Annotated in this window: 25 protein-coding genes and 1 tRNA gene; 11 read left to right on the forward strand and 15 right to left on the reverse strand. The window is 53.9% G+C overall.

The genetic code is table 11. The features are described from left to right. Positions 1–24: 24 nt before the first annotated feature. A complete protein-coding gene (locus tag GXX95_06165) occupies positions 25–3,384 on the reverse strand; it encodes a hypothetical protein (protein ID NLT37724.1) in 3,360 nt (1,119 codons plus the stop codon). A 612-nt stretch (positions 3,385–3,996) separates the two neighbouring features. On the opposite strand from GXX95_06165, the gene GXX95_06170 reads away from it, so the two are divergent. The 3 genes from GXX95_06170 to GXX95_06180 all read left to right on the forward strand — a co-directional run bounded on the left by GXX95_06170 (position 3,997) and on the right by GXX95_06180 (position 6,490). Then, positions 3,997–4,380 (forward strand): hypothetical protein, encoded by a 384-nt coding sequence (locus GXX95_06170; GenBank protein ID NLT37725.1) that lies wholly within the window; start codon positions 3,997–3,999, stop codon positions 4,378–4,380. Between the two features lie 114 nt (positions 4,381–4,494). Next, entirely contained in the window at positions 4,495–5,298 is an 804-nt protein-coding gene (locus tag GXX95_06175) for a hypothetical protein (GenBank protein ID NLT37726.1), read from the forward strand. A 91-nt stretch (positions 5,299–5,389) separates the two neighbouring features. Beyond that, positions 5,390–6,490, forward strand: a complete 1,101-nt coding sequence (locus GXX95_06180; protein NLT37727.1) for an ATP-NAD kinase family protein — start codon at positions 5,390–5,392, stop codon at positions 6,488–6,490. 217 nt (positions 6,491–6,707) lie between these two features. On the opposite strand, the gene iorB is transcribed toward GXX95_06180, so the two are convergent. Genes iorB through GXX95_06210 form a run of 6 tightly spaced genes read right to left on the reverse strand, consistent with a single transcriptional unit; the run spans position 6,708 to position 12,047 of the window. Beyond that, positions 6,708–7,307, reverse strand: coding sequence for an indolepyruvate ferredoxin oxidoreductase subunit beta (gene iorB, locus GXX95_06185; protein ID NLT37728.1), 600 nt, complete (start codon positions 7,305–7,307; stop codon positions 6,708–6,710). Then, complete coding sequence (iorA, locus tag GXX95_06190) at positions 7,304–9,118, reverse strand: indolepyruvate ferredoxin oxidoreductase subunit alpha (GenBank protein ID NLT37729.1); 1,815 nt, start codon at positions 9,116–9,118, stop codon at positions 7,304–7,306. The genes iorB and iorA overlap by 4 nt, the downstream gene beginning before the upstream one ends. A 4-nt stretch (positions 9,119–9,122) precedes the next feature. Beyond that, on the reverse strand, positions 9,123–10,040 hold the full coding sequence (locus GXX95_06195) for a 3-methyl-2-oxobutanoate dehydrogenase subunit beta (GenBank protein ID NLT37730.1): 918 nt from the start codon (positions 10,038–10,040) through the stop codon (positions 9,123–9,125). 2 nt (positions 10,041–10,042) lie between these two features. Further along, a complete protein-coding gene (gene porA, locus GXX95_06200; GenBank protein NLT37731.1) occupies positions 10,043–11,224 on the reverse strand; it encodes a pyruvate ferredoxin oxidoreductase in 1,182 nt (393 codons plus the stop codon). Beyond that, positions 11,221–11,496: a 4Fe-4S binding protein gene (locus GXX95_06205; protein ID NLT37732.1), complete on the reverse strand. Its 276-nt coding sequence runs from the start codon at positions 11,494–11,496 to the stop codon at positions 11,221–11,223. Before GXX95_06205 ends, porA begins: the two co-directional genes overlap by 4 nt. Continuing rightward, positions 11,496–12,047 carry a pyruvate ferredoxin oxidoreductase gene (locus GXX95_06210; GenBank protein NLT37733.1) on the reverse strand — a complete coding sequence of 184 codons (552 nt, stop codon included), beginning with the start codon at positions 12,045–12,047 and terminating at the stop codon, positions 11,496–11,498. Before GXX95_06210 ends, GXX95_06205 begins: the two co-directional genes overlap by 1 nt. Positions 12,048–12,286: 239 nt before the next feature. On the opposite strand from GXX95_06210, the gene GXX95_06215 reads away from it, so the two are divergent. The 3 genes from GXX95_06215 to GXX95_06225 all read left to right on the forward strand — a co-directional run bounded on the left by GXX95_06215 (position 12,287) and on the right by GXX95_06225 (position 14,705). After that, the gene (locus GXX95_06215; protein NLT37734.1) at positions 12,287–12,850 is read left to right on the forward strand and encodes a hypothetical protein; all 564 of its coding nucleotides are present in this window, start codon (positions 12,287–12,289) and stop codon (positions 12,848–12,850) included. 126 nt (positions 12,851–12,976) lie between these two features. Further along, complete coding sequence (locus tag GXX95_06220) at positions 12,977–13,765, forward strand: hypothetical protein (GenBank protein ID NLT37735.1); 789 nt, start codon at positions 12,977–12,979, stop codon at positions 13,763–13,765. Between the two features lie 382 nt (positions 13,766–14,147). Beyond that, entirely contained in the window at positions 14,148–14,705 is a 558-nt protein-coding gene (locus GXX95_06225) for a TATA-box-binding protein (protein ID NLT37736.1), read from the forward strand. A gap of 197 nt (positions 14,706–14,902) precedes the next feature. Here GXX95_06225 and GXX95_06230 read toward each other — a convergent pair whose 3' ends face one another. From GXX95_06230 to GXX95_06240, 3 genes are all read right to left on the reverse strand, one after another. Next, positions 14,903–15,730 (reverse strand): endonuclease VIII, encoded by an 828-nt coding sequence (locus GXX95_06230; GenBank protein NLT37737.1) that lies wholly within the window; start codon positions 15,728–15,730, stop codon positions 14,903–14,905. 52 nt (positions 15,731–15,782) lie between these two features. After that, on the reverse strand, positions 15,783–16,511 hold the full coding sequence (locus GXX95_06235) for a 4Fe-4S binding protein (protein ID NLT37738.1): 729 nt from the start codon (positions 16,509–16,511) through the stop codon (positions 15,783–15,785). Positions 16,512–16,949: 438 nt separating this feature from the next. Continuing rightward, a complete protein-coding gene (locus GXX95_06240) occupies positions 16,950–17,840 on the reverse strand; it encodes a hypothetical protein (GenBank protein ID NLT37739.1) in 891 nt (296 codons plus the stop codon). A 1,017-nt stretch (positions 17,841–18,857) separates the two neighbouring features. On the opposite strand from GXX95_06240, the gene GXX95_06245 reads away from it, so the two are divergent. Further along, positions 18,858–18,944: transfer RNA gene (locus tag GXX95_06245), tRNA-Leu, on the forward strand. 107 nt (positions 18,945–19,051) lie between these two features. Here the strand turns inward: GXX95_06245 and GXX95_06250 are convergent. Continuing rightward, positions 19,052–20,536 carry a hypothetical protein gene (locus GXX95_06250; protein ID NLT37740.1) on the reverse strand — a complete coding sequence of 495 codons (1,485 nt, stop codon included), beginning with the start codon at positions 20,534–20,536 and terminating at the stop codon, positions 19,052–19,054. Positions 20,537–21,045: 509 nt separating this feature from the next. On the opposite strand from GXX95_06250, the gene GXX95_06255 reads away from it, so the two are divergent. Next, on the forward strand, positions 21,046–21,732 hold the full coding sequence (locus GXX95_06255; GenBank protein ID NLT37741.1) for a class I SAM-dependent methyltransferase: 687 nt from the start codon (positions 21,046–21,048) through the stop codon (positions 21,730–21,732). 288 nt (positions 21,733–22,020) lie between these two features. On the opposite strand, the gene GXX95_06260 is transcribed toward GXX95_06255, so the two are convergent. From GXX95_06260 to GXX95_06270, 3 genes are all read right to left on the reverse strand, one after another. Then, entirely contained in the window at positions 22,021–22,206 is a 186-nt protein-coding gene (locus tag GXX95_06260; GenBank protein ID NLT37742.1) for a hypothetical protein, read from the reverse strand. 172 nt (positions 22,207–22,378) lie between these two features. Continuing rightward, positions 22,379–23,503, reverse strand: a complete 1,125-nt coding sequence (locus GXX95_06265) for a hypothetical protein (protein NLT37743.1) — start codon at positions 23,501–23,503, stop codon at positions 22,379–22,381. Between the two features lie 611 nt (positions 23,504–24,114). Further along, on the reverse strand, positions 24,115–24,714 hold the full coding sequence (locus GXX95_06270; GenBank protein NLT37744.1) for a hypothetical protein: 600 nt from the start codon (positions 24,712–24,714) through the stop codon (positions 24,115–24,117). Positions 24,715–25,018: 304 nt separating this feature from the next. Between GXX95_06270 and GXX95_06275 the strand changes: the two genes are divergently transcribed. The 3 genes from GXX95_06275 to GXX95_06285 are packed head-to-tail and all read left to right on the forward strand — an operon-like array spanning position 25,019 to position 25,894. Next, positions 25,019–25,381, forward strand: coding sequence for a cupin domain-containing protein (locus GXX95_06275; protein ID NLT37745.1), 363 nt, complete (start codon positions 25,019–25,021; stop codon positions 25,379–25,381). Positions 25,382–25,384: 3 nt separating this feature from the next. After that, positions 25,385–25,660: an NAC family transcription factor gene (locus GXX95_06280; GenBank protein NLT37746.1), complete on the forward strand. Its 276-nt coding sequence runs from the start codon at positions 25,385–25,387 to the stop codon at positions 25,658–25,660. A gap of 3 nt (positions 25,661–25,663) precedes the next feature. Beyond that, positions 25,664–25,894 carry a hypothetical protein gene (locus GXX95_06285; protein ID NLT37747.1) on the forward strand — a complete coding sequence of 77 codons (231 nt, stop codon included), beginning with the start codon at positions 25,664–25,666 and terminating at the stop codon, positions 25,892–25,894. Between the two features lie 202 nt (positions 25,895–26,096). Here GXX95_06285 and GXX95_06290 read toward each other — a convergent pair whose 3' ends face one another. After that, on the reverse strand, positions 26,097–26,456 hold the full coding sequence (locus GXX95_06290) for a DUF1402 family protein (protein NLT37748.1): 360 nt from the start codon (positions 26,454–26,456) through the stop codon (positions 26,097–26,099). Positions 26,457–26,796 lie beyond the last annotated feature (340 nt).

Genomic DNA, 26,796 nt, shown 5'->3' on the forward strand with positions numbered 1-26,796 from the left:
CCGCTCCCTATAAGTTAGATCGTCTCACATGCCCTTCTTCTGGGACCCTCTGTTCCTGCGCACCAGCAGCACGATGCCCGTGGCTCCCACGAGGGATATCCCTGCAATGGTGAGGATCTCCGCGCCGGAGCCTATCAATGATGGCCCGGGCAAGAGAGCGCTGACGACGGGGGCGGAGGGGCCTGTTCCCGCCTCGTTTATCGCCACGATGGAGTAGTAGTAGGTCGTTCCGGGCGAGCGGCCAGTATCCTGATACGAGAGAGTGGTCACCAAGGTGATGTAGGCGAGGGTCTCAGGAGAGGTACCCCGGAATATCATGTACTTGGTGATGGCCGATCCGCCGGATTGACTGGGAGCGCTCCATGTGAGCATTATCATCCCGTTCTCCGCCCGGGCCGTGAGGTCCAGGGGCTCGGAGGGAATGGAGTATGGAGATATGGTCACGTTCAGCTCACTGCTGCGGGCGCTCTCCCCCAGGGAGTTCATGGCAGTGATGGCATAGTAGTATGTCATCCCCTTGACGGTAGTGGTGTCAAGGTACCAAGGATCGGTGGTATTGGCGAAGGGGATGAGGACCTCGGAGCTGACCCCTCGGAACACATTATATCCCGTGACAGGAGAACCGCCGTCGGCGGCCGGTGCTGTCCAGTTGAGGAGCACGTTCCCATCATTCACCGAGGCCATGAGGTCCTGGGGGACGGAGGGTGCCGAGAGCACGCTGAAGGAGCTGGCGGAGACCGTGGACGAGCGTCCGCTCTCGCCGACCGAGTTAACAGCGGAGACCGCGTAAGTGTAGTTGACACCTTCCTCCACGTTCAGGTCGGTGAAGGAGGTATCGTTCGTGGAGCTCCACAGGCTCATGGTCGTATGGCTCAGCCCCCGGTAAACCTTGTATTCGGTTATCGGGGAGCCTCCATCACTGCCTGGGGCCGACCAGGTCAAGGTAATGAAACCGTTGCCACCGGCTGCCGTCAGGTCCGTGGGGGTGGACGGCCTGACCGTGAATATGGCGGAGATCACGGTGCTCCTGTTCCCCTCATCAGGGTTCAGCGCGCTGACCTGGTAGTAGTAGAGCACGCCACTGGTTATAGTGCTGTCCGAGAACGTAGTGCCTGCAGTGGTGGCCAGGTATCCCAGGGAGGTCGAGCTTGTACCACGATAGATCTTGTAACCGGTGATGGCCTTCCCGCCGTTGTCCGCCGGCGCCACCCAGGATAGGTCGATCCGCCCGTCGCTGGCCGTGGCCCGCAGGTCGCCCGGTGCACCCGGTGCGGCCACCGGTGCTACTGGCCTTGCGGTGAGCTGGTTGGACCTGGCGCTCTCACCTATGTCGTTCACAGCGGCGACCTCGTAGTAATAGGTCTGGCCGTTTATCACGCTCGTATCTACGAAGGAGAGGACATTCTCGACCCCATCTAAGTACACCATTCCGCTAGGGGCCGCTCCGCGATAAATGGAGTACAGGGTGACAGGGCTGCCCCCGTTGCTGCTCGGCGCCGACCAGGATAGCGTCACTTGACCGTTGCCGGCGGTCGCGGAGTTCAGAATAGGTGCGCCGGGCACGGTCGCGGGAACCGTCGAAAGCTCGTTGGACAACGCGCTATCTCCTACCGCGTTCACCGCGCTGACCTTGTAGAAGTAACGCTGGCCGTTGGTGAGGCCCGTATCAGTATAGCTCGATACCGCTCCGAGGGTGGTCAGGAGGGTCTCCCCGTTCGTGGCGGTGCCCCTGTAGACCTTGTATCCTGTGATAGCGGTGCCGCCGTCACTACTGGGCGCCGTCCAGGATAACGTTACTTGACCGTTGCCTGCAGTCGCGGAGTTCAGGGTGGGCGCGCCAGGGACAGTGTTGGGAGCGGCAGGGGTTGCCGAGGCCTCGTTTGACAACGCTCCTTCACCCGCCGCGTTAACTGCACTGACCTTGTAGAAGTACACCTGACCGTTCGCCAGCCCTCCATTGGTGTATGACAGGACGTTGCCCACCGTCGTCAGGTAGATTTCACTTCCGGCTGAGGTGCCGCGGTAGATCTTGTAAGAGGTCACCGCATTGCCACCGTTGCTGCTCGGCGCCGACCAGGACAATGTCACCTGAGCGTTGCCTGCTGTCGCGGAGTTCAGGGTGGGCGCGCCGGGCACGGTCGCAGGAACGGCCGAAAGCTCGTTGGACCTCGCGCCCTCACCAACGCCGTTCTTCGCACTGACCTTGTAGTAATAGGTCGCCCCGTTGGTCACGCCGGTATCGACGTAAGTGAGAACGTTTCCTTCCGTTGCGATTAGGGTTCCGGAGCCTGCTGAGCTTCCCCGGTAGATCAGATAGTTGGTTATCGAGCTACCGCCATCGCTGCTTGGGGCGGACCAGGACAGCGTTACTTGACCGTTGCCGGCGGTCGCAGAATTCAGAATAGGTGCTCCGGGAACGGTATCCCCTGATACAGGGGTTGTGGAGCGTTCGTTGGAACGCTCGCTCTCACCTATCCCGTTAACGGCGGTTACCTGATAATAGTAGGTCGCTCCGTTCGTCAGACCGGTGTCCGTGTAGCTGAGAGCGGTGATCGCGCTGGTGATGAGGGTCTCACCGCCTGAAGAAGTGCCGCGATAGATGTTGTAACCGGTGATCGCATCTCCTCCATCGTCCGGCTTAGACCAAGACAGGGTGACTTGACCGTCTCCCGCGGTCGGCGCGTTTAGTGTAGGAGCACTAGGTCTCGTGGCCGGCGCTGTAGGTGTTGCCGAGCGTTCGTTGGACCGGGCGCTCTCACCTATGTCGTTCACAGCGGTGACCTGGTAATAGTATGTCTGACCGTTGGTAACGGTCATATCGGTGTATGTCGCAACGTCACCGACCGTATCCAGATAGGTCTCCGTGTTGGCCTCTGTTCCGCGGTACACCTTGTACCCCGTTATCGCATTTCCCCCATCGTCCGGCTTTGTCCACGACAGCGTTACCTGGCCGTTGCTGGGGTCCGCGGAGCTCAGAACAGGTGCGTTAGGGACGGTCGCAAGTTTCGCAGGGGTGGCAGGTACCTCACCGGTCCATTCTCCCTCCCCCTGGTCGTTCAGCGCGCAAACCCTGTAATAATAGATTACACCGTTGGTAAGTGGTGAATCACCGTATGTCAGCACGTTTCCCAATGGTATGATGGTCCCCAGTGACCCTTGGATAGTGCTCCTTGATACATTGTATCCCGTGATCTCGCTGTCCCCCGGGGAAGCGGGAGCTTGCCAGGTAAGTGTTACCGATCCATCATATGCAGAGGCATCGAGGTTTCTAGGTGCCCCCGGAACGCCGGGATTGAGAGCGTTCATCTGAGCGGGAACAAATAACAATGGTAACACTAAAGAGCACAGCAAAACTAGGATCGTGACGAGCACTGAAGGCTTCATCCAGTCGGGCCTCCACTGTTATCTTATGTGATAGTGTTTGGTGCGTTGTGGATATAATCATTTCCTAATGAGACCAAGCTTGGATGTCCCTTTCGTGCCGACAACCTGTCAGACGTGCAACATGCTCTATTTTCACGTTCAACTTTTTACCCCGGTACATGAATCATCAGAATAATTTCGTTTATAAGGCGTTCCGCATCAACCTATTCCCTTGACATTACCTTCTTGCTGGCGATGATTGTTTTTGCCCTTTATTCGAGAGTAAACCATCTAATAGGTAATAATGAATTCACCTGATGCTTCAGACCAAGGGGATGGAGAGCTGTGTCCGACATGTTTGCCTCTGATCGAGTAAGACCAATGTTGCCGATGTGCCGCGAGCTTCCCGCACCGTTCGGCCGTCCTACGAGAGAGGTAAATGACCATTCTCAAGAAGTAAAAAAAGCTGTAAAAATATATATGAAAGGTGTAAAAAAATAATGTCTGGCTAAGCGTTATTAACGGGTATCGAATTCGATATAAAGTAGTCATATTTTGGCATACGTTTGGCATACCATTAAATAGTTTACATATCATTTCCTTTTACATCCTGAGCAAACAGGTGGGCTGACCTTGGACGGAGAAAGGATATCACTGCGTTTGGAGACCGAGGATCTAGAGCTTCTCGACGATTTCATCGAGAGGCATCCGGAGTACTCGAACCGCTCTAATCTAGCAAGGGTAGCTTTTCGCGCGTTCATAGATGAGATCGAGGGGACCAACAAGACCAGCGCCGAGGAGACAAAGCAAGAGGAGAACGTGATCTCGGTCAGGGTCCCCCCGTTCATACACAATTCAATCGTGAAAATGGTACGGAATGGGCTATACAATTCCTCCGAAGAAGCGGTCCTGGATTGTGTCAGAAAGGTATATATCACATCGGACAAAGCACGCGAGGCCATGTTACAGGCAGATCTTGAGGCCTTCATGAACACGGTGCAGATATATCCTGGTTAGGGCTGGCTCGGAAGACCTTAGGGATGGGGTCGTCAGAAGGGATGGGATGCACGGTTTTGTGCTAACAAGACCGGTCGGCTCGCCTGTTGCGATGGTCCAGGAAGGAGTGTGGGGATGATGAATATAAAGAGAGAGCAGATCGTGGCCACCCTTAGCAAGGGTCTTGTCGAACCAAAGATCTCCGTGGTCGGATGCGGGGGCGCTGGCAACAACGTTGTCAACAGCATCTACTGGAGCAACAAGAAGGTGGAGACCGTGGCGGTCAACACCGACGAGACCAAGCTGGACAATATCGTGGCGCACAAGAAGGTCCTCATCGGCAAGGACGTTACCCATGGCGAGGGCGCCAAGGGATTTCCTGAGGTGGGAGAGCAGTGCGCGGACATGGCTAGATCTCATCTCGCAAGCGTTCTGAAGGGCAGCGACATCGTTATCGTCATCGCCGGAATGGGCGGTGGAACGGGCACTGGAGCTGCGCCTGTGGTCGCCGAGGTGGCCAAGGGTCTGAACGCGGTCACATTCGCCATCGCCATCAATCCCTTCTCCCACGAGAGGGGGAGGCAGGACACCGCCAAGGAGGGCATCAGGAAGCTACGCAACGTCGCTGAGCATACCATCGTCCTGGAGAACGATCGCCTGCTGCAGCTCGCCGGGGACGTGTCCATAACCGAGAGCTTTGCCATCATGGAGCGGTCTATCAACGGGTTGATCGACTCCATGACCCACCAGATCTCCGAGGACGTCGTCGCTCCTATCCGGGAGGAGGTAGACGCCTATATGCGCGAGAGGGCCTCGGTGGAGATCGTCAACCATGCCAACACCCTCCCCGTCACGCAGATGATATCCACCCTTGATGCTCACAAGACAGTGGAGATAAGCTTCATCTCGTCCGCAGATCCCCAGCTACTATCAAGATGAGAGGGAAAGGGCGCGCGGGCAATCTCCCCTCGCCCCCCTCCATTCCTTCTTTTTGGCATCGCTTTATTATCGTTCGAACTGATTTATCGGCGTGCGCGTAGGACTTGTCATCAATCCCATCGCGGGCATGGGCGGAGCTGTGGGCCTCAAAGGCACGGACACCGCTGAGGTGCTTGCGGAGGCCATCAAAAGAGGAGCGCACCCCCAGGCAGAGGAGCGGACATACGCTGCGATCAGGGCCGCGGGAGAGCTCGTGGGATACGAGTTCATCACTGCCAGTGGCAATATGGGGGAGGGCGTCCTACGCCGGTGTGACGCTAAGTTCTCCGTCGCCTATTGCCCCCCTGAGGAGACGACCGACCACGACACCTTGACGGCATGCTCCCAGATACTCGGTGAAGGTGTGGACATCCTTCTGTTCGCAGGAGGGGACGGTACGGCCCGGGACGTAATGGACGTCGTAGGGGAGAGGGTACCGGTCATTGGCATACCGAGCGGCGTCAAGATGCAGTCCGGTGTTTTCGCTAACACTCCGCAGGCCGCGGGGGTGCTCCTCCGCAGGTTCCGCGTGGAAGGCCTCCCTTCGAGGCGGGCCGAGGTGATGGACATCAATGAGGAGGAGGTGCGTCGGGGGCGCATCAACACCTACCTCTACGGTTACATGCTGATCCCGGACGATGCGAACCTGATGCAGCCCTTCAAGCTGGTTCTGGGCGGTGGTGATGAGGATGAGCACAAGAGGGAGATCGCCAAGTTCTTTGTAGAGGGTGTCAAACCTGGCGTGCTCTACATCCTAGGTCCCGGGACCACATTAGAGACGGTGGGCAGGCAGATGGGCATTGACAAGACGCTACTGGGAGTGGACCTGGTGATGGACGGCGGTCTCATCGGCAAGGATGTGGATCAGCAGGCAATACTGGCCGCCCTGGAGAGGTATCCTTCGGCCATGATCGTGATCTCGCCCATTGGAGCCCAGGGGTTCATCTTCGGCCGGGGGAGCCAGCAGATCTCGGCCGATGTCATCAGAAAAGTGGGCGTGCGCAACATTGTGATACTGGCCACTCCTCTGAAGATGCGAGAGACCCGGACCCTCAGGGTCGACACCGGGGATGCTGAGCTCGACAAGATGCTTCGGGGGTATGGCATGGTGGTCATCGGGTATGACAAGCAACTCGTGACCCCGATCGATTAGAGATCCCATCTCAATGGAACTCAAGTGCGACTACTCACTGATCATAATTAGCCAGATGTTTTTTTATCAGATATGGTAACAAACATGGTAAACAATATGAAGAAACGCTGGTGAGAGTTGAATTATTTGAGATTGATCCTTAACCATCAATAAGGGAAAGAGGAGGTTGAGAGATTTCTTCTCCCCTGGAAATTTACTACGAATTAGGAAAAAGGTTTCAGGGCTCTGCTCCCTTGGCCTCCTGGTAGCCCAGCTCGAACGCCCGGACGTTGATGTCCCGCGCCTTCGCGGGGACCACCTCGAGGAGAGACTCCAGCATCCTGTCCTTGGATAGGGGGAAGCCCTTGACGGCGGAGATGGCGCCGATAAGCACGGAGTTGGCGGTTATGGCCTTCCCGGCCTTTACCGCCAGGGCGGTGGCGTCCATCGCGATCAGGTTAGGATTGACGTCCCTGATCGCCGTCAGGACCTCGTCCACGGGAGGGTACTTGTCCTGGCCGGCGGACACGCTGATGGGGACCACCGGGGTCACGTTGGTGACGATGTGGCTGTCCTCGTTGATCATGTTCAGGGACCGGCAGGTCTCCACCGGTTCAAATCCCAGGAGCAGGTCCGCACCCCCCAGAGGTATGAGGGGACTGAGGATCTCCCGCCCCATGCGGACCGAGCACTGCACGCTTCCTCCGCGCTGGGCCATGCCGTGCACCTCCGACATCGCCACCTCCAAACCCTCCACCACGGCCGCGTTCCCCAGGACCGCGGACGCCAGCAGCACGCCCTGGCCGCCTACGCCAACAAGCTGGATGTTGTACTTCATCTTACCACCTCAATGGCCTGCTTGGGGCATACTTGTGCACATCCTCCGCAGCCGATGCACATGGAGGCGTCGATCTTCACCGGACCACCCTCCTTGCTCAAAGCGGGACAGGAGAACCGGGAGACGCAGGTGTAGCAGCGGACGCACTTTTCCTTGTTTATCTCGTACCGTGTGGGCACGAGCTTGCCCTCCTTGGTCTTGAGCAGGGGGCAGGCATGTTTGGATATGACGACCGAGAGGCCGTCATACTTCACCGCCTCCTTCATCGCCTCGATGGTGTCCTTGATGTTGTAAGGGTCCACGGTGCGCACGAACTCCACCCCGCACGCCCGGACCAGGGGCTCCAAGGGCATCGGGGGGGATTCCACGCTCCCGTACTCCCTACCGGTGCCCGGGTTGGGCTGGTGTCCGGTCATGGCCGTGGTGCGGTTGTCAAGTATAACCAAGGTGAACTTGTGCCTGTTGAACGCGGCATTGATCAGCGGCGGTATACCGGCGTGGAAGAAGGTGGAATCACCTATGAAGGACACCACCTTCTGCTCCGTGGCCTCGGAGAAACCGCCGGCCGCTCCTACGGAAGCGCCCATGCACAGCACGTAGTCCACGGTCTGCATGGGCGGCTGTACACCGAGAGTGTAGCAGCCGATGTCCGATGAGTAGATCGCGCCGTCCTTACCCACGGCCCGCTTCACCGCGTAGTATGTGGCCCGGTGGGGGCATCCCGCGCACAGGACCGGAGGGCGGGAGGGTAGCTGTATGGACGGCAGCGGGAGGGGCTTCTTCTCCTCCTTCACCTTCAGTATCGATGACAGCGAGAGTATCAGGTCGGGCGAGAACTCGAAGGCCCGCGGGAGGTGCTTGGTGTGCTTCCCCAGGACCTCCACGTGGATGTTGTACTGCTGGGCGACCCTGCGCACCTCGTCCTCGAGGTATGGCTCCAGCTCCTCCAGCACGACCACCTTCTGCTTCCCCTCCAGGAACTTGCGTACCTTATCCTCGGGCACGGGGTTGGTGAAGCCCAGCTTCAGGATCTCCACGTCCTCCAGCCACTCCTTGGCGTAGGTATAGGTGACCCCGCTGGTCACGACACCGATGCGGGAGCTGCCGGTGATGAAGTTGAGGGTGGAGCCCTCGGACATCCTGAGGGCCCGTTCCATCCGCTTGAGCTGCTCGACCCGCAGAAGGCGGGCGTTGGCGGGCACGGGGACGAAACGCTTGGGGTCCTTCTCGAACTTCCCCTTGCGCGTGGGAGTGAAGGCCTTGTGGAGCTCCACCGCCCCCCGCGCATGGTTCACCCGGGTAGTGGTGCGGAACAGCACCGGGACCTGCAGGAGCTCGGAGATGCGGTAGGCCTCCACCAGCATGTCCCTGGCCTCCGCCGGCGTGGACGGTTCGAGCATGGGGTAGAGACCCAGCTTGGCATAGTAGCGATTGTCCTGCTCGTTCTGCGATGAATGGCAGGAGGGGTCATCGGCGGTCATGATGACCATGCCGGCCCGCACGCCCGTGTACGAGAGCGTCATGAAGGCATCGCTGGCGACGTTGAGCCCCACGTGCTTCATGAAGGCGAAGGAGCGCACGCCCGACGCTGCGGCCGCTCCTGCGACCTCCACCGCCACCTTCTCGTTGATGGAGTACTCGAAGTACATCCCTGCGGGGGCGGCGATGTCCTCCAGGATACCTCCGACCTCCGAGGAGGGGGTGCCCGGGTAGGTCGCAGCCACGCCTACTCCGGCCTCGATCAGACCTCTCGCTATCGCCTCGTTACCCAACAGCAGGAGCCTGCCGCTGTTCGCCAATAGTCTATCCAAACGTTCACCTTCCGCCCGCCTCCACCTTGGCCTCGAGCTCCTCGTATTCCCTGTCCACGAGGGCCTGGACCTCGGCCACTCCAGCGGGGGTCAGGTGCTTGAACCTCCCCTGGAGGCGAAGATATTCTTCAACCGGCTTCCTCTTCTTAATCTCTTTGGTGAACCTGTACCGGCCCTCCTGGAATTCGTAGAGGGGGAACACCCCGGTGCGCACGGCCAGGCGGGAGACCTCGATCGCCTTCCGCGGGTCCATCCTCCAGCCCGAGGGGCAGGGGGAGTAGGCATGTATGAACTTGGGACCGGGGATCGACTTGGCGCGGCGTATCGTCCTGATGAAGTCCTCGGGGTAGGCGACGCTGACCGTGCCCCCATACACTATGCCGTTGGCGATCATCATCTCCATTATGGGCTTCTTGCCTTTCCGCTGCTGGATGTGCTTTCCCCCGGGGGTGGTGGTGGTCCATGCCCCGCAGGGCGTAGCCCCACTGCACTGGATGCCGGTGTTCATGTACGCCTCGTTGTCGTACATAACGTACAGGAAGTCGGTGTTGCGGTCCACCGCCCCCGACAGCGCCTGCAGGCCTATGTCCACGGTGCCTCCGTCGCCGGCCCACCCCACCACGGTCACATCCTCCACGCCCTTCTTGTCGAGCGCGGCCCTGATGCCCGAGGACACCGCGGCGGTGCACTCGAAAGCGTGGTCCACCAGAGGGACCTTCAGCGAGTACCGGGGCCACACGCCAGGTATGATAGCGGCGCATCCCGCCGGGAGATTGATGATCGTACGCGGTCCCAACGCCTTAAGCAGATAGCGGAGGGCCAGGGGCTCGCCGCAGCCCGGGCAGGCGCTGTGCCCCGGCGTCATCAGCTCCTCTTGAGGGATGGTGAACTTGTAGTGCTTGTTCACGGGATCATCGATCATGGTCACCACCTCCCCGTGCCGTCTTTGAGGGCCACCCACTCCACCATGCGGTCCACTTTACTAGAGGCGGCGATCTTGAGCAGGTCCTCGAATATCCACTCGATGTTCTTCACGGTGACGTCACGGCCGCCCAGGCCTCCCACGTAGTTCTTCATGGCGTTCCTCTGTCCATGCAGCGCGGAGCGCACCTCGTTGAACATGGCGCCGCCGTCCCCGAAGGTATAGCTGCGGTCGAACACTCCCACAGTGCGGACCTTCTTGCCCAGCTGATAGACCTCCTGGGCGGGGAAGGGGCGGAACACCCGCAGCTTGGCCACTCCTACTTTCTTTCCTTCTTCGCGAAATTTGTCTGCTACTTCCTTGGCAGTGCCGGCGGCCGACCCGGCGACGACCAGCACGGCCTCGGCATCATCGCAGCGGTACATCTCCATCATCCCCCCGTAGCTGCGGCCGAACTCCTTCTGGAAGGCCTCCTCGGCCTCCAGCAGCTTGGTCCTGGCCACCTCCTGCGAGAGGTAGATGCGGTGGCGGAACTCTGTCCACCAGTCGGGCATGACCACTCCCCCGTGGCGCATGGGCCTTTCGATGCTCACGGGGTGCTCCGGCCTGAAGGGCGGTAGATAGCGGTCCACCGCCTCCTGGTCCGGCACGTCCACGCTGTCGACCGTATGAGAGAGGATGAACCCGTCCTCTATGACCATGACGGGCAGCATGACCTCGGGGTCCTCGGCCACGCGGTAGGCCATCAGGACGGTGTCCAGCACCTCCTGGTTGTTCTCGCAGAATATCTGCATCCAGCCCACGTCCCTCTCCGTGATCACGTCCTGATGCTCTCCCCAGATGTTCCAGGGACCCCCGATGGTGCGGGCGGCCACGGGCATGACGATGGGGCGACGGGCACCGACGGCCCACATCAGCATCTCGTGCATAAGTGCCAGACCGTGACTGGACGTTGCCGTGAACGTTCGGGCGCCGACGTAAGAGGCGCCGATGAGGGCGGACATGGCGGAGTGCTCGCTCTCCATCATCATGAACTTGGCATCCATCTCCCCCTTCTCCACCATCTCCGCGCACTTCTCCGAGATGGACGTCTGGGGGGTGATGGGGTAGACCGCGACCACATCGACCTTGGCCAGCCGGGCCCCGTGGGCGGCGGCGTAGTTGGCGGTCATCATCTCGATCATAGGACTTCCCTCTGCATCTTTATCGCGTTCCGGGGGCACTCGTTGGAGCATATGCCGCAGCCTTTGCAGTGATCGAGGTCCACGGTGGGGTAGTCACCCTCCTTCCGTACGATGATGCTCATGTCCGGGCAGTACTTCCAGCACATGTAGCAGCGGATGCACTTGTCCTCGTTCACCACCGGTCTGATGCTCCTCCAGGTCCCGGTTATGATGTCCTCGGTGTTCTGCTCGGCCACCGGCTCCGATGGCAGGTCCTTGAGGGTGCGGTACATCACAGCCCCTCCAGCTGCTTATAGGCGTCCTGGGCCGCGGCCACGTTCTGCTCCCGTTTCGCCGGCACCGACTCCTTGATGCTCTCCACCAGTGAATTGATGGTGACCTCGGGGCAGGCGCGGACGAAGGCGCCCAGGATGGCGGTGTTCACGATGGGTGCGGTGGCGCTCCCCAGGCCCCGCCGCAGGGCTATAGCCGTGGCGTCCACCAGAACCGTCCGCCGTCCGTTGGGGAGATCGAGATCCTCGGGGGAGTGAGAGGTGTTGATAAGCAGCGTCCCACCATCCTTCTGCCCCTCGGTGACGTCGATCATACTCATGAGCGCCGGGTCCAGGACCACCACGTGGTCCGGCTCATAGATGCCGGCGTGGATACGGATGGGGCGGTTGTCTATGCGGCAGAACGCCATCACCGGCGCTCCCCTGCGCTCCACTCCGAAGAAGGGAAAGGCGGATGCGTACTTGCCCTCCCTGACCGCTGCCTTAGCAAGGATCTCCGAGGCGACAACGGCTCCCTGTCCGCCCCGGCCGTGAAAACGAACTTCCAACATTCAATGACCTCTGTGATATCTTTCCAGATACGTTCTCCTAACCCTTGGCAAGCGCACGAGGGTATTGAAACTAACGCGCCCAGTTCTAAAAGGTGAAAAGCGTGGTACGGATTCCAAGGTATCTGGATGATCTCTCTGGAATAACGAGAATTGGTGTCTGCGTGCTCATGCCCCGGCCGGCATCGATCTGACTGCTGTACTATCGGGCAGACCGGTCGCCGTTCTAGTGGACAGCATAAATGACCAGGACTGGATGGGTTTCACGTTCCATGCGCTCCATCGGGCAAGGTCATCATCCAGGCATGGTGTTCAGAAAAGATTTTTACCTGGGCGTCTCATCAAGCATCATGGACGTCGCCAACCTGTCCTTTCGTGCTTTCAGCCTAGCCACCGAGGACCCGGACCGGGTGGAGAGAGCGCTGAGGTTCGTCTCCGGTGCTGAGGAGATCAAGCGCAGCACGAGCTCCGGTTATCATGGCAATCCCATCATCATCATGGAGGCCAAGATCACCGATTCCAAGGGCATCAAGGCGGTCTTCCGTTCGCTCGGAAGACAAGAGCTAGAGAGGTTCCTGGACACGTTGGACCGCAGGCTCGATGAGGACTCGTTCTTCTTCTTCCGCCTGGACAAGCAGGAGGCCTACCTAGGCAATATGAGGAGCGGCGATGGTGACGACATCATTGCTGTGCGTGCCAAGGTCAAGTCCTATCCACAGAACCGGGAGAACGCATTGGCGTCGATGGAAAAGTTCCTGCGCTCAGAGATAGAAAGGATCTCCCGGCTGGAAGCCGATGAGAAGTGAGTTCATCCTTCCGCGCTTCTTATGATCTTGGATCAAATGACCAGTATCTTGACCCTGTCAATACTGTAAGGGCTACGGGGTAACCGAGAAATACGTTCTCGGCGTTCTACGCACTGGGTCAGCAAGATGCGGGTCATCAAGAGATCTGGAGAGAGCGAGGAGTTCGATCCCAAGAAGACCGTGAACGCCATGGTTCGGTCCGGTGCATCCGATGAGGAGATCAAGGGTATCATGGAGGCGCTGGAGCCTCAGCTCTATGATGGCATCACCACCGAGGAGATATACAGCATGGTACGCCGTATGCTGCAGGGGCGCAAGGCCGCCCGCTACAGCTTGAAGAAAGGGATCCTGCGCTTAGGCCCCGAGGGTGAGAACTTCGAGACCTATGTCTCCCGCCTCTACCGGGCCGAAGGTTATGAGACCAAGACCCGACAGTTCCTGAACGGTCGCTGCATCAAGCATGAGGTGGACGTGCTCATGACCCGGGACCAGGAGAGGGTCATGGTGGAGTGCAAGTTCCACAACTATCTGGGGATCAAGTGCACCATCCAGATAGCTCTCTACGTTTTCGCGCGGTTCCTGGACGTCAAGGAGGGCAGCAACATCGACCGTCCAATACTCGCTACCAACACCCGCTTCTCCCAGGACGCCCTGCAATACGGGAAGTGTGTCGGACTGGAGCTGCTGGGATGGAACAGCCCGGAGGGCAACGGGATCGAGGCCCTGGCAGAGAGGCACCGCCTCTTCCCAGTGACCATCCTGGACATGCGCAAGAGCGATCAGGACATCTTGCTGGACAACCATTTCATCCTCGTGAACGATGTTCTTGACCGCGCCAAGGACGTCCGTCGGCTCCTGTCGAAGGAGTCGGCAGAGAGCGTGATAGCACAGGGGAACGAGATCTTGGCCTGCTGACCACCATTATTGAGCGTCCCTAATCCCATGTTGACCTGGTATAACGGGCCGAGGCCGGTGGCGATGGATCATGTCGTCGGTATGTCCAGAGTCACCCTGGCACCTCCAAGGGAGGTCCATCTTTTCGGGTCGGACCTGCCTATGATAAGGGGCAAGGCGGCAAGCTCTCAACATATTGGTATCCATAGAACGGCCGAGGGCAGGGGACGATAACAACATATAGACCAGGGGACGTTTTCCCACATCAGCAACCGGGTGAGAAAGGATGCAGCTGAGTGAAGCTATATATCCGCTCACCGTAGGGGTGGGGTCAAGTGAAAGGCCTTATCGAACTTGCTCTGAAATATAGGCATGAGGAAAAATCACTGATGGGGGCATCGTCATCTCAGATTATTTTGTTCAAAACATCGTAGCATCGGCAAACTTGGGAACTGAACTGGACCTGGACCTTCTCGCTCTGAACATGAGCGAAGCGGAGTATAACCCCACAAGGTTCCCTGGACTGATATTCAGGTTGAAGTCTCCCAAGACCGCTACCCTGCTGTTCCGAAGCGGCAAGCTTGTGTGCACCGGTTCCAAGACCCTGGAGCAGGTGGAGCAGACCATTAAAACGGTCATCAAAGCGGTGGAGAAGGCAGGGATACACATCACGTCCTCCCCTAAGTACGAGGTCCAGAACATCGTGGCCTCTGCGGACCTGGGTGGGCCGGTCAATCTGACCTCGGTCGTCGTCTCTCTTGGTCTCGAGAGAGTGGAGTACGAGCCGGAGGTGTTCCCTGGCTTGGTCTACCGTCTGAGCGAGCCCAAGGTCGTCATCCTGCTCTTCGGTTCGGGCAGGCTCGTCTGCACCGGGGCGAGGACATCACAGGACGTGGAGGCGGCGGTCAAGAAGATAAAGGAAGAGCTGCAGGCCGCCGAGCTGTTGGAGACGAGGGACTAAGCCATCTACGAACGAGATGGACGAAAAAGACCGAAAGGAAATAAACTGGGGAGGTGGGCGATCTTAGATTCGCTCATGCTCGCTCACCTCGCTCGTTCATGTCATTTTGTATTCCCCTGACGGCAGATCGCCCTGGAACGCATGAGTCCCATTAATAGACCATAAACAGGTATGACCAACGCGGCATTATGTCACGCTCAGATCTTCTGGCAGCCCTCGCAATAGTAGATGCTCCCGCCCATGTAAGCCTCCTTCTTGATCAACGTCCCACACACTGGGCATGGCTTATTCACCGTTTTCTTACTGAGGATCGTTCTGTAGCCGCCGGGATGTCCGAACAGATCCAGCTCGGTATCCCGGCCTCCCTGTTCCATCATTTTTCCCAGAGTGTTCTTTACGCTCCAGAACAGCCTCTCGACGTCACCAGAATTCATGGTGTTCACCTTCCTCTTTGGATGCATGCGGGAGTTCAGGAGGATGTCCTGCAGAACGCCATTACCCAGGCCAGGGACCCTCTGTTCCGTGGCCAGTAGGGCCTTTAAACTTCCTTTCTGAGCGTCCGGGGCTGAGACTATTCGTTGGAAATGATCCATGTCGAAGGCGTCGGTCAGGGGAGAGGGTTTCTCCTTCGCCACCCGGTAGTAGGGGTTGTCCAACTCACCCTCGGCGAAGGCGCCCACGCCCCCGTACATTTGAACGGATGCGCTCAGGGCCGTGCCGTCCTTGAATTCCAGCAACAGCTGGTGCTTCTGAGGCCTACTATCGCCGACCCCATGAAACCTCATGTTGATCCCCTCCCCGAACAAGATGTTGGATTTGCTGGCCTTGATCTCAACGAGCCCACCGTAAGCCTCAGCCTTCAGAACGGTCTTGCCCACAAGGAGATCTGGATACTTGGACAGGTCACCGTAGTACCAGGCCAACTTGTGAGGCGTATGCCCGCCTATCACATTAGCGATCCTCTTCCCTGCGACCGTGCTGGAGATCTGACCAGCGATGCAATGAGCTTCTGGCAGTTCGATCATTGGCTCACCCTTTTCACCATGTCACATTGCTTTGGATATCTCCCATGCCATATCACCGTCTCTTATCGAAGAAGGGGCAGACGGTCAAGCATCTGCTGCAGGTCATCTCCCCGAAGCTCATGCCATTGACGAACGAGGCTACATGACCGCTGCCGATCCCGCTCCTCACTATCGCCTTGAAGAAAGGGCGAGCCACCGAAGGCATCAGACCGGTAACGTTGATACAACGGAGGCTGTCCACCCCGTCGCTAGATATCGCCCCCGTGGGGCAAGCGGCCACGCACTTCTTACAGTGCATGCATGATACCGTGCTCTCCCTCTTAGAAGATTGGTACTCCTTCTCCACCAGTATGGCTGAGAGGCAGAGGCGGTTCCCGAACCGCTCGGTCAATAACAAGGTGCTCTCACCCAGCTCACCCATCCCGCTCCTGGCCGCAGCGTGCTTCAGGGACATCAGCCCCTTGATCCGCCCCTCCTTGATCTCTATAGGGAGGAAAGTCGGGATGGCCACGGCCTTATCTCCTTCCTTTCGCAGAAGGTCGCACAGCTTGAAGGATACCTCGTCCATGTGCTTCTCGATCTGGAGGAGGTTATGGGATCTGGTCTTGCTCTCCACATCGAACAGTGCGGCCGGCATCTCCTTGCCCATAACGATGATGCTCTTGAAAGATGGTAGGAGGCCGCTGACTAAATTTGCCTCCATCTCAGATAGCGAGCTCCTACTGATGACCGAATGGTCATCCACCCCGTTCTCTTTGAAGAACACTTCCAGATCGACCATCGTTGATGATATTATTTTGGAGGTTAAAGTTCCTATGGCATATGCTGGAAAAATACCAGCTTTTGTTTGCACTTAGCTTCAGATCGATCACCGTCTCCACCTTTTATAGAGGAAAGCCTGGTGTCCTAGTCGTATAGTGCCTTGTAAGCGTGTATGCTCTCTCCTCTCATCATGTTCCTTCTCGTCTCGTAGGCGTCCTATCGGTCCCATGAGTCCTACGCCGGTCACAGTCGTCGTTACCTCAATATTCCCTTTCCAAATCACATCCAGCAAGCAGGGGTAGCCACGCTTGGCTAACGGCGTGGAACTTAGGACCGAATTTTAACGCCCACACATCCAGTATGACACTCTGCCTAATATTGTAGTGCTACCTTTGTAATATGGGTAAATAATATAATTTCGACTATACAACCTACTTAACAAACTCCAATCCAGCCCTCAATCCCTGATTTCTTTCATAATATCCATTTTAACATTATCCCATCTCTCTGGAGGAACCTTATTGACGACATATTTTGAGAACTGGGGCATCCCGTCCAGCCAACCATCTAACTCTATCTTCTTCCCAGCCCCTCTGACATAATAGGCACCTCCATAGTTAGACCATTTATACCTAATCGATTCCACTTCATTCCAAGGTATGAAAACATTTTTCAAATAAAAAGACCGTCTCTCGATACCTTCCGCGGATAACACAAAATATGAATGGGACAGCTCTAAAAGCCCAATGATGGGGGAAATGCTGAGGACAAATAAAAAAACCCCCGTCCATGAGATGAGGGTCTTATCGCCAGGGGCAAAGATGTAGGCGCCCCAAAGCCCAGCCCATAAAGCTATCGAGATAATCGAGAGAAATATCTTTCCCCATCTGTCATACCTCATTATCATCGTTCCCGGTGGGATCGTTGCTACAGGCCTAGAGATGAAATCGCTTGCTTCGCTAGTCAGAGCTTTCCTGGGGACCTTAGCTCTCATAATCTCAAAAAGGGGTTCGTAATTATCCAAGGTCAGTTTCATTCTTATTTCAATTTGGGCATTTTGAATTGTCAAGATGAATGGGTCTACATCGATCTTAGTAACATCCTGCCATTGTATGCTCCTTTTTACTTTGAATCCTTTACGTGTTACCTTTCCTGACCTAATCTCGACATCTGTGGCAATGAACAAGGTTCGGAGTGAGAGAGTACAGATTATCTTGATTATGAGGCTCATTGAAAGGATGAATAAATAAACGCAAATTAGGCCGAACAATGAATCCATTCCGGAATCGTAGGGCGAAACTGCAATGCTGATGATTAACATGATAAGCAGAATACTGCCAGCCGACATGGGAAACATCTGCGTCATAAAAACGTCAGAATCGTCGTCTGTCGCGAGCAGAACGGGTTTACTACTACTTTGTAAAATTTGAGGAGTTGATAGGCTACCAATTCTTTTACTGCGGTTTACCAACTCTATCCAACAGATTACTAAGAATAAGGACCACACTGCCGCAATGACGATAATGGCCCAGCCCAGGACTATATTATTTGCCACCTTTATCGACTGGGGGCAATAGGTTGTATTGAAATTAAATATATTGAAAAAAAATGGGCAGCGTTGGAGATGGGAGCGACTTTATTTCCTCCAATAACTCTAACAATGACGCCTCTGAGATCGATTTACTACTTTTTATAAGATAATACCGATACTCCATGCAGTTGGGGGGGGGGTCATTTAGAAGATAAGGATTGCGCTGTCGAATCCAGTGATATATCGATGTGGCATCAGCTGGATGGCACCCTAACAGGCCTCCGCCTAGAATGTGAAGGCAATATCAAGGCGACCTTAAAGATTGGGGGGCTATTCACTCTCGGTAGTTTTTCGGGAACAACGCCCACGATCTATATCGGCTTTAAAACAAAAACTATCTGGTCGAGCCTGACATATCGAACAGTAATAACAAATTCCGCAACAGGCGAAATACTGGGGGAGTACACTACAAGTCACAGCCGGAATGGTGTTCTGGCCCTTAAGGGACACGACTACATTCTTTCCCTTGACATGGACAATACCAATCACTAAGCATACTATCTCTCAGATGATAAAGCCAGGAAGCTAGGGGTAACAAGAATTCTTATGTCACCACTTAGATACGAGTATCAATCAATTGACCTGAGTCCTGAAGACCCTGATCAGTGGTTGGTGGCGTTAATTCTAATTCATTTTATTATTAATTTTCATGGCTTCGGATAATCGTCGCACCTGTGTTATCATGTACGCATGGCAATACTATTCTGATGTCCATGTCAAGACATCGAACGTCAGCAATGCCTTTATAACCCTGTTTTTCATCACATCCAGCACGCAGGGGTAGCCAAGCTTGGCCAACGGCGTAGGACTTAGGATCCTATCCTTAGTGGTCCGTGCGTTCAAATCGCACCCCCTGCACCATTTTGACGCACCAGTCACCTCTCGTCTTGTGTTATTTCGATGTGACAATATCCAAAGTTACTGAAGACGAACACGGTTCTAATGAGGAATGGTGGGAGGTTTTGATATCACAACAGATCTTCCTGCGTTAATGGGTCTGCAGTTCTTTTACATTCCACTAGCATTACAAAGGGATCATTATCTGGGGGATAGGAGCGTTCTGGAAATCCTGTAACAAGCCCATTCGTCACGAGAAGACGTGGCGAGTTAGTAATGCCGCCCACCAAGACCGAACCTTCCTGCGTCAGAGACAAGGCATACGCCCTCTCATCTCCTGATCCTCCTATCATGGTGGAATATGTGATGCTGTCTCCCTCTTCGTTCACCTGAATGAGGAAAGCATCGAGTTCCCCTCCAGAATAATTGTGGCTGTTCGTATCTTGCGTAACTGGGAAGCCCGCCATACCAAAGAAGCCCGTTACTAAAATTTGTTCTGATGTGTCGATCTTGATATTGTAACCATAATCCCATCCGGGCGTTCCAACCAATGATGAGAAAACAATATCCAATTCCCTATTGAGTTTCAAGATCAAAACATCACCATGCCCTTTGTTTGGGGTGTTTATGTTGGCCTTCGGTCCGGGGAAGTTACCAAAGCTTTGCCCCGTGATGTAGATATTGTCTGAGCCATCTATACACATCCCGAATCCATCGTCATATTCGGGGGAACCCAATAAACGAGTTTTCTCGATTACCCCATTAGGCTGAAGAACGGAGATGAACACGTCGCTTTCTCCCGAACTTACTCCCGTGACAATCGCTTCCGAACCAAGCTCTGAAGATGAGCTTGCCCCACACACTACAACCCTGCCTTGTGAGTCTACTGCGATAGCATGACCGGTATCAACACTAGATCCCCCCAGGACTCTTGAGAACATTAATTCCCCTTTAGGGCTGAACCCCTGGATGAATGCATCCATTCCATTAGATGGATTCTTTTCATCACCTATTGTTACCTGGAATTCCTTTGAAGAAATGCAACCTGTCAGGAACAAGGTCCCGTCTGAGCTCACTGCTAAGGCATGGGAGCTATCGAAATCCGAACCCCCTATGATATGGCTGAATAGGAGCTGGTCGGTAAAGGGATCAATTTTCAATATGAATCCGTCAGGACCACCACGATCACCTGCTTCACTAGTAACGGGAAAGTCAAACGAAAATGTAGTACCCGCCACATAGATGTAACCAGCGTCATCAACAACGACGGCGTTGCCGCCATCGGAATCATTTCCTCCTACTAAACAACAATATTTGACCACAGTGCCGGTGCTGTCCAGTTTGAGGACCATTACATCTGAGGAATTGTTGTGCCCAACATATTTGGCAGAAGTTATGGGCAATCCCATCCCTCCACTTCCCGTTAGATAGATATTTCCCTCCTTGTCAGTGCAGCTAGATCTGATTTCATCGCTGAAGTCACTGGGATGCGATCCCACGATCTTCTCCTGATCTGTCATGGATGATTGAAAATACCCAGAGGATATCAAAGCAAGTAGACATATAATGGTGGTTAAAAGAACTGCAAAGATAGCAATGTTCAGCGATTTCCTCATCAACTTCCCGGTTAGGTAATGAAATATGGCGATGATAAATATATTTATTAAGCCTCAACTAATTGAGTCAAGAGGATTCAGACTAATAGTCCGTTCGTTCAAATCGCACCCCCTTGCACCACTCATTCTAACAATGACTACAAGTGTTGTCATGTTCTTCACCCCTTCAAGTCCGGGATGCATACATCTGTCTTCTCTCCCCCAAGGAGTGGGAACAGAAAACAGAGAGAGCGTTCTAAGAATCAGAAGCGAAGAAGCGTGTTTTATCACTTAATCTTCCCATTTTATCAAAATCGAAGGACTCTTGCGCGATACCCTTTTACATTTCTTCATTCTGCTCTGAAATCCAGGATTTTCCATTTTTCGTTCATGGTAAAAATAATGGGATCCTCAAACATTGCCAAATTTCTAAGTCCCCCATATTCTCCAAAGGGCTTGAGTTAAAATTTCTAAAATCCATATGATCAATATCGGCACCTATTTTGCGTTGGCCTAACAATATTGTCTTGATGAATATGGAGGGGAGCGACAATATCACTGAGCGTGACCATCTCTGGAATGCAGCACAAAAGATAGATGAAAGCTTGATTGGGGAAGAGTATAGCAAATTGGGTGCTAGAGCTCTGAATATGTTTTACGAGAATAACGTTCATGACATCCTCGTTCTTGGCTGCGGGAAAGATGGTGATGTTCATACGTTCACAAGAAAAAGATTTTGCATTACAACCATCGATTTTTCTTCATTCGAAACGGACGAGTCGGGAAAAGGGAAAGAGAAAGGTGGTATCATTAGTTGTGGCGCCTTTTTGTCAAAGAACATTCGTGAAAAGCTTCCCTCTTCGCGTTCTTCGATAGATGCAATATTTTCTAAACTATTGTTGTGCGTGGATCTAAGGGAAGATGAAATAATGGATTTGATGTGGGAATGTCTTCGAGTCCTAAGACCAGGTGGTTTGAACATATTATCAGTCTTTAGCGACCATGACCCCGCTTGTGGAGCAGCGGTGACATGCGGACAGGATGAATGGATAAGTGATCGTGGTTTCGTGTCTCATTTCTTCAATGAAGAAAAGATAAGAAGGATTGCCAAAGGTTTCATGGTGTTATGGATACAAGATTATGTGGAAGAAAAACCATCGGGCTCCAAATTGATGTATGAGATTGTATTGATGAAACCAAAGAGGTCCAGGCTATAGGTTCAGGATGTGTACATTAAATGCAAATGTTCAACAAATTGTATTTACATTTATCTCTTGCTTACATAGTAAACCGATATTTAAGGTGATGATGTTTTTATCATCTCTCTACAAAATTTCTTTTTAACCAGGCAGCACTAATATTGTATATTTTTTTTCCACACTTACATATTTTTGCTTAGAGAAGAGAAATGGACTTCTAATGACCGCAGACAGTTAAGAGGACTACCTACCTGATTGGAAATAAATCGCAGTCGTCACTATGATGGCAATGGCACTTGGTGTCCACTATCTGGCGGTTGGCATACTATCGCTATAAAATGTTGGGTCAGTACCCAGTGTGATCGTCGTCTCCTTTGGCTTCGCGGCTCTCTTCGGTATGACTCTTTGTGCAGTGGCTATGTTGTACAGGTCGACGCTCAAAACGAACAATGCAACGATTGTTGCCACGGTGTTGACCTTCTTGATGTTCATGACCCTCGTCACGCAACTGCTCACGATGTCAAATATCGATCCGTTCTTCATGACTTAATAAACAATGCATGGAGATACTTAATCAGCATAATCTAGAAAATCCAATTGACTGGATTCAGTTGAGGAAGTCATTACGCCCCATAAAAAAGGAACGATTGATATGGTGGCACTTTCACTCTCTCATCTTACCTCCGTCCTTGGAGCCCTGGACGAACGCCTGGAAGTTCGCCGCCGACATCAGCGGAGGGCACTCGCAGGCCATCCCTGCAAGGAAACCGTTCTTGAAGTGCTTGTATCGCATGGCGTCCTCGTACGCCTGGTCGTACACCTGCTGGGGGGTGCCATTGTACGCTAGAAGGGTGTCGGTGTTGCCCATTATGCAGCACTTGTCCTCGTAGATCTTGGCCACCTTCAGAAGGTCGAAGGGCTTCTGGCCATCATAGGCGACGTGCATTACCGATCCGGGCGGAAAAGGCATGTCCTGGCACAGGTGGTAATCCTTACCATGGTCGCCGCACTGGTGGTAGAAGATCCCGGTCGTCCCCGCGTCGAGCTTGACGATCTTCTCTAAAGCTTCCTTCATGTAGTCGGTGGCGAACTCCTTGCATTGGTCGACCGACATCGTGCTGCTGTTCGCCAGCAGGGTGGCACAAGACGTTTTGAACGGTTTCCCGGGGTAATGGATAGTTAACGCCTCACAGGCGTTGACGCAGTGGGTCACCACCTTCTTCATTATGCTGTGCGCCAGGTCCGGCTCCTGGATGACCCACATCAGCATGTTCTCCGGTGAGACCCAGAAACTGCCTACTACGAACGGCTCGTAGATGAACTGCCATGGCTTGTAGCCCTTGCCGGAGTAACTCTCCACCGCCTTCAGACCCCGAACGTGCCTTGCCATGGTCGGACCATTTGCCAGCTCCTCGGGCGACAGCGGCTCAAGCTTGTCCGCCTTCTCCACAGTGTCCGCCGGGTACGTTACGATGTCAGGGGCGGCCATGGGGCCGGTCGGCATCTTGATGGTGCCGCCGTAGTCCTCGTTCCAGTAGACCGCATAGTTCCAGTTCAGGTACGGCATTATGCCATGAACCCGGGCGGTGTCCAGCTGCCAAGCGATCGCTTTTTCCGGTTCAGTATAATAATCGTAAAGGGAGTGGCCGTGAGCGGTGGCCGCATAGCTGCTGACCAGCGGGCTTATGGGAACGTGATCGTGGTCTCCGTTCACGAACATCCTCTTGATGTTCTCCCTCTCCCGGTCATAGTTATCCTTCGTACCCGCGGGCAGTGAATCCCAGCTCATATCCTTCCCCTCGGCATATTCATCCCTTCAGCATCCCGCACACTTTTTCATTCTATATGCACCAATCGTTCATGCCATTTATGTATGATAAGGTACCAATTAGTTATACCGACCTGATCTGGAACCAAACACACAACCACAGAGCAAATAGGAAGTGCCGGAAGAACGCTTCTAAACCGGATCAGGTCGATAATTCCTCCTATTGAGGGGGCTGCGCCTTCATCCGAGACAACCTAGTCCGAGATCTATAGCCAAACATCCTATGAGGCGCTGCCCCCTCCCTTTCTACAATTTCACTTCACTCTCGATGACCGCTCATAACAATGGCCGTCGATTATGGATAGAATTTGATGATCGTGCAATATTGTCCTAGTAAAAAGCGAAAAGTCTAGCCTGTGACAAACCAATAAGGTTACTATCCTGAGGAGTCCTGAAGTTCAGATCAAACCATGCACCATGAGCTCTATCACCAACGTTCGTGATGAATTTTCAATATGATGGGTGGCTCCATTCGACTAAAATAACCATTTCTGTTTTTACAGAGCATCATTAACATGTCTGCGTTACAAAGAAAATGTCGATCACATGACCGATCTCTTTTTAAGTTCTTTTCATCTGGTCTTCTTCAAAATTTCCTGTATGCGTTTTATCTCCAGGTCCTGAATCTCCTCGACGGTCATCTTGCCGCCGCTCTTCATGACCCTGACCACCTCGCTGGAGGGGTTGGTGAAAACGAACAGGTTCACCGTCTTGGAAGTGCCGTCCTTGAACTTATGCTTGTACGTGATCGGCAACCTTGACGATTGCATGAACTCGCTGATGCTCAGTTCCTGATCGATATCCTGACCATCGAAGGCATGCAGGCATAGTTCCAACGCGTACTTACCAAAGGCGAGCACGTTCAGTTCTGCCTTACCGAGCGCCTTGATCTCGTCAAGGAAGTGCTCTTCGCAGCGCGTGGCCGCCTTTCGCCATTCCTTGTTGATATCTCGATCGCCATTCACAGGAACGCACTTCAGCGCGTGGGTCCAGTAGACCCTCCCCTGGGACGGGTCGAATCGGGAGAATATTTGAATGACCTTGGAGAGCGGATTGGAACGCTTGATATCCTCCGGTGGTCCACCCTCCCTTGCTATCTTGGAGAGCCTTTCCTGGATCGCTTCACTGGTCGATAGCGAACGAAGCCAGAACCCTGGCTCTTGAGAGACCACCAGAAAATCGACCGCATGGCTAGGGCCATTCCGAGGAAAGAGGACGGGTAACTTGTCCTTTTTCCGGGGGCATCCATTACAAGGGCTGGATATCTTTGTCCTGAGGTCCATCAGACCATCTAGCGTTCCATCGACCACAGGGGAATATCTGAAGGATGGATAAATTGGTTTCACATCAGCAGGTCGTGCCTGATGAACAATTTCCCCAACGCTGCATCGTCATCCATCAGATATCATGTCATGGTGGTTCAGTAAGGGGGATAGTTAAAAATCACTCCGACCATATCATTTCCTCTGATAGATCATGGCCGAACCTGAACTTGGATGTCCTATTAAGCTGGAAAGGAGAGAAGACATGTTTGCTAAGGTGTTGCAGCTGAAGGACCTTGTAGCGTATCAGGAAGGGACAGTGGCCAGCCGCATGCTGATCAATAAGAAGGCAGGAACCATCACCATCTTCTCGTTCGATGAGGGGGAGGGGCTCTCCGAGCATACAGCACCGTTCGACGCCCTCGTAACGATCCTTGACGGGGAGTGTGAAGTATGGATCGCTGGCGAGACCTTCAGCGTGAAGGAGGGGGACTCCATCATTCTGCCAGCTAGCAAACCGCATGCGCTCAGTGCTGTGACCAAATTCAAGATGATGCTGACGATGATAAGAGAGTGAAAAATGACCAGTGACGACAAGGAAGGAAGTTACTGCAGCATCTGCGGTGGTATCTCTCCCGGCAAGATCAAGACCAAGTGCATAACGGTCAGGGGAAAGGAGATAGGCATCGACAGGCTAGACCAGATCATTCTCGAGGTAACAACTCTGAACCTCTCACTAGATGATGACATTGTCAGGGAACTGTTGAAGAGAGTTAAGTTGTTCAACTATGTGCCTACAGTGCGATCGGACGACCATGGTGAGACGTTATTGAGCGGGTATAAGAAAGGAGGCTGAGCGATGTACGGTCAGTGCCCTGGCTCCGCTAACATAAGGACTCCGACCCTATCGATCAAGAAATGCCCGGAGTGCGGGCAGGATGTGGAGATCTTTTCCTCTGACATCAAGGTCGCCTGTGATAACTGTGGGTTCGTGATCTACAACGACATCTCAGGCTGCATCCAATGGTGCAAACACGCCAAGGAGTGCATCGGAGAAGAGAGGTACAATGAGCTCGTCAAGAACGGATGAAGTGTATCCCTGCGTATGCTAGGGTACGTATTCCAGTCTTTCTGGTAGCCTTCGATGATTGGGAAGGAAACTATCACAGGAGGAGAAGAATGGAAATAGAGTAGTTGACTGGATATTACCCAGCTTTTATACATCCTGTTATTGATCTCTTTTCATTAAAATGAAAAAAAGGTTTAGAATACGGCGATGTAGCATCATCCCATCATGCTGCGGACTCCACACTTATTGTGAACGACACGTCGCTCAGATCAATTGCACCTAGCGACGGTACGATCTTGACGGTGAACACATCATTGGAATTGCCATTTGATACTTCAATACCCGATGAGGTCCAAGCACCCGCAGGGTTCTGAGTAAAAGTTGCTATGACTTCGCCCGATATTGTGACAGTAAAGTCACTCGCCTGAATCGTTCCAGAGCCAGCGATGGCAATGACCTTGACATAATAAGTTATCGTGTCATGTCCATGATAGTTGTACGAGACCGGAACGGTGATGTTGTAATCCTCGCCCGCCTCGAAGAAGCTAGCAGCGCTCCACTCATCAACAGTGGGGGTTCCCAAAGATACTTCCTTTGGGTCCTTTGCTCCCGTCGAATGACTAGACCAGGTGAATGCCGCGATGAGGAATGTTCCTAAGCAAAGCACGCCGAGCACCGTTAGAATGCTCGTTCCACCAATTTTCGTTGCTTTAAAACTAATCTTATCACCTTATTGCACTTGATTTATTCCTTTTTTTATTATTATAAAATTAATAATATAATTTATAATTTGAACGAAATGGATGATGCCATCTGATAATCAACCTGTATTCCAGAAAGGGCGGATTGTCGTTCGTTGACGGTTTCTCTTTGATAGCCCTTTGTAGAACTCGGCGGTCACAATGTGATATCGTAAGGAGCGT

It is taken from the genome of Methanomassiliicoccus sp., assembly GCA_012719175.1.
Lineage (GTDB): Archaea > Thermoplasmatota > Thermoplasmata > Methanomassiliicoccales > Methanomassiliicoccaceae > UBA6.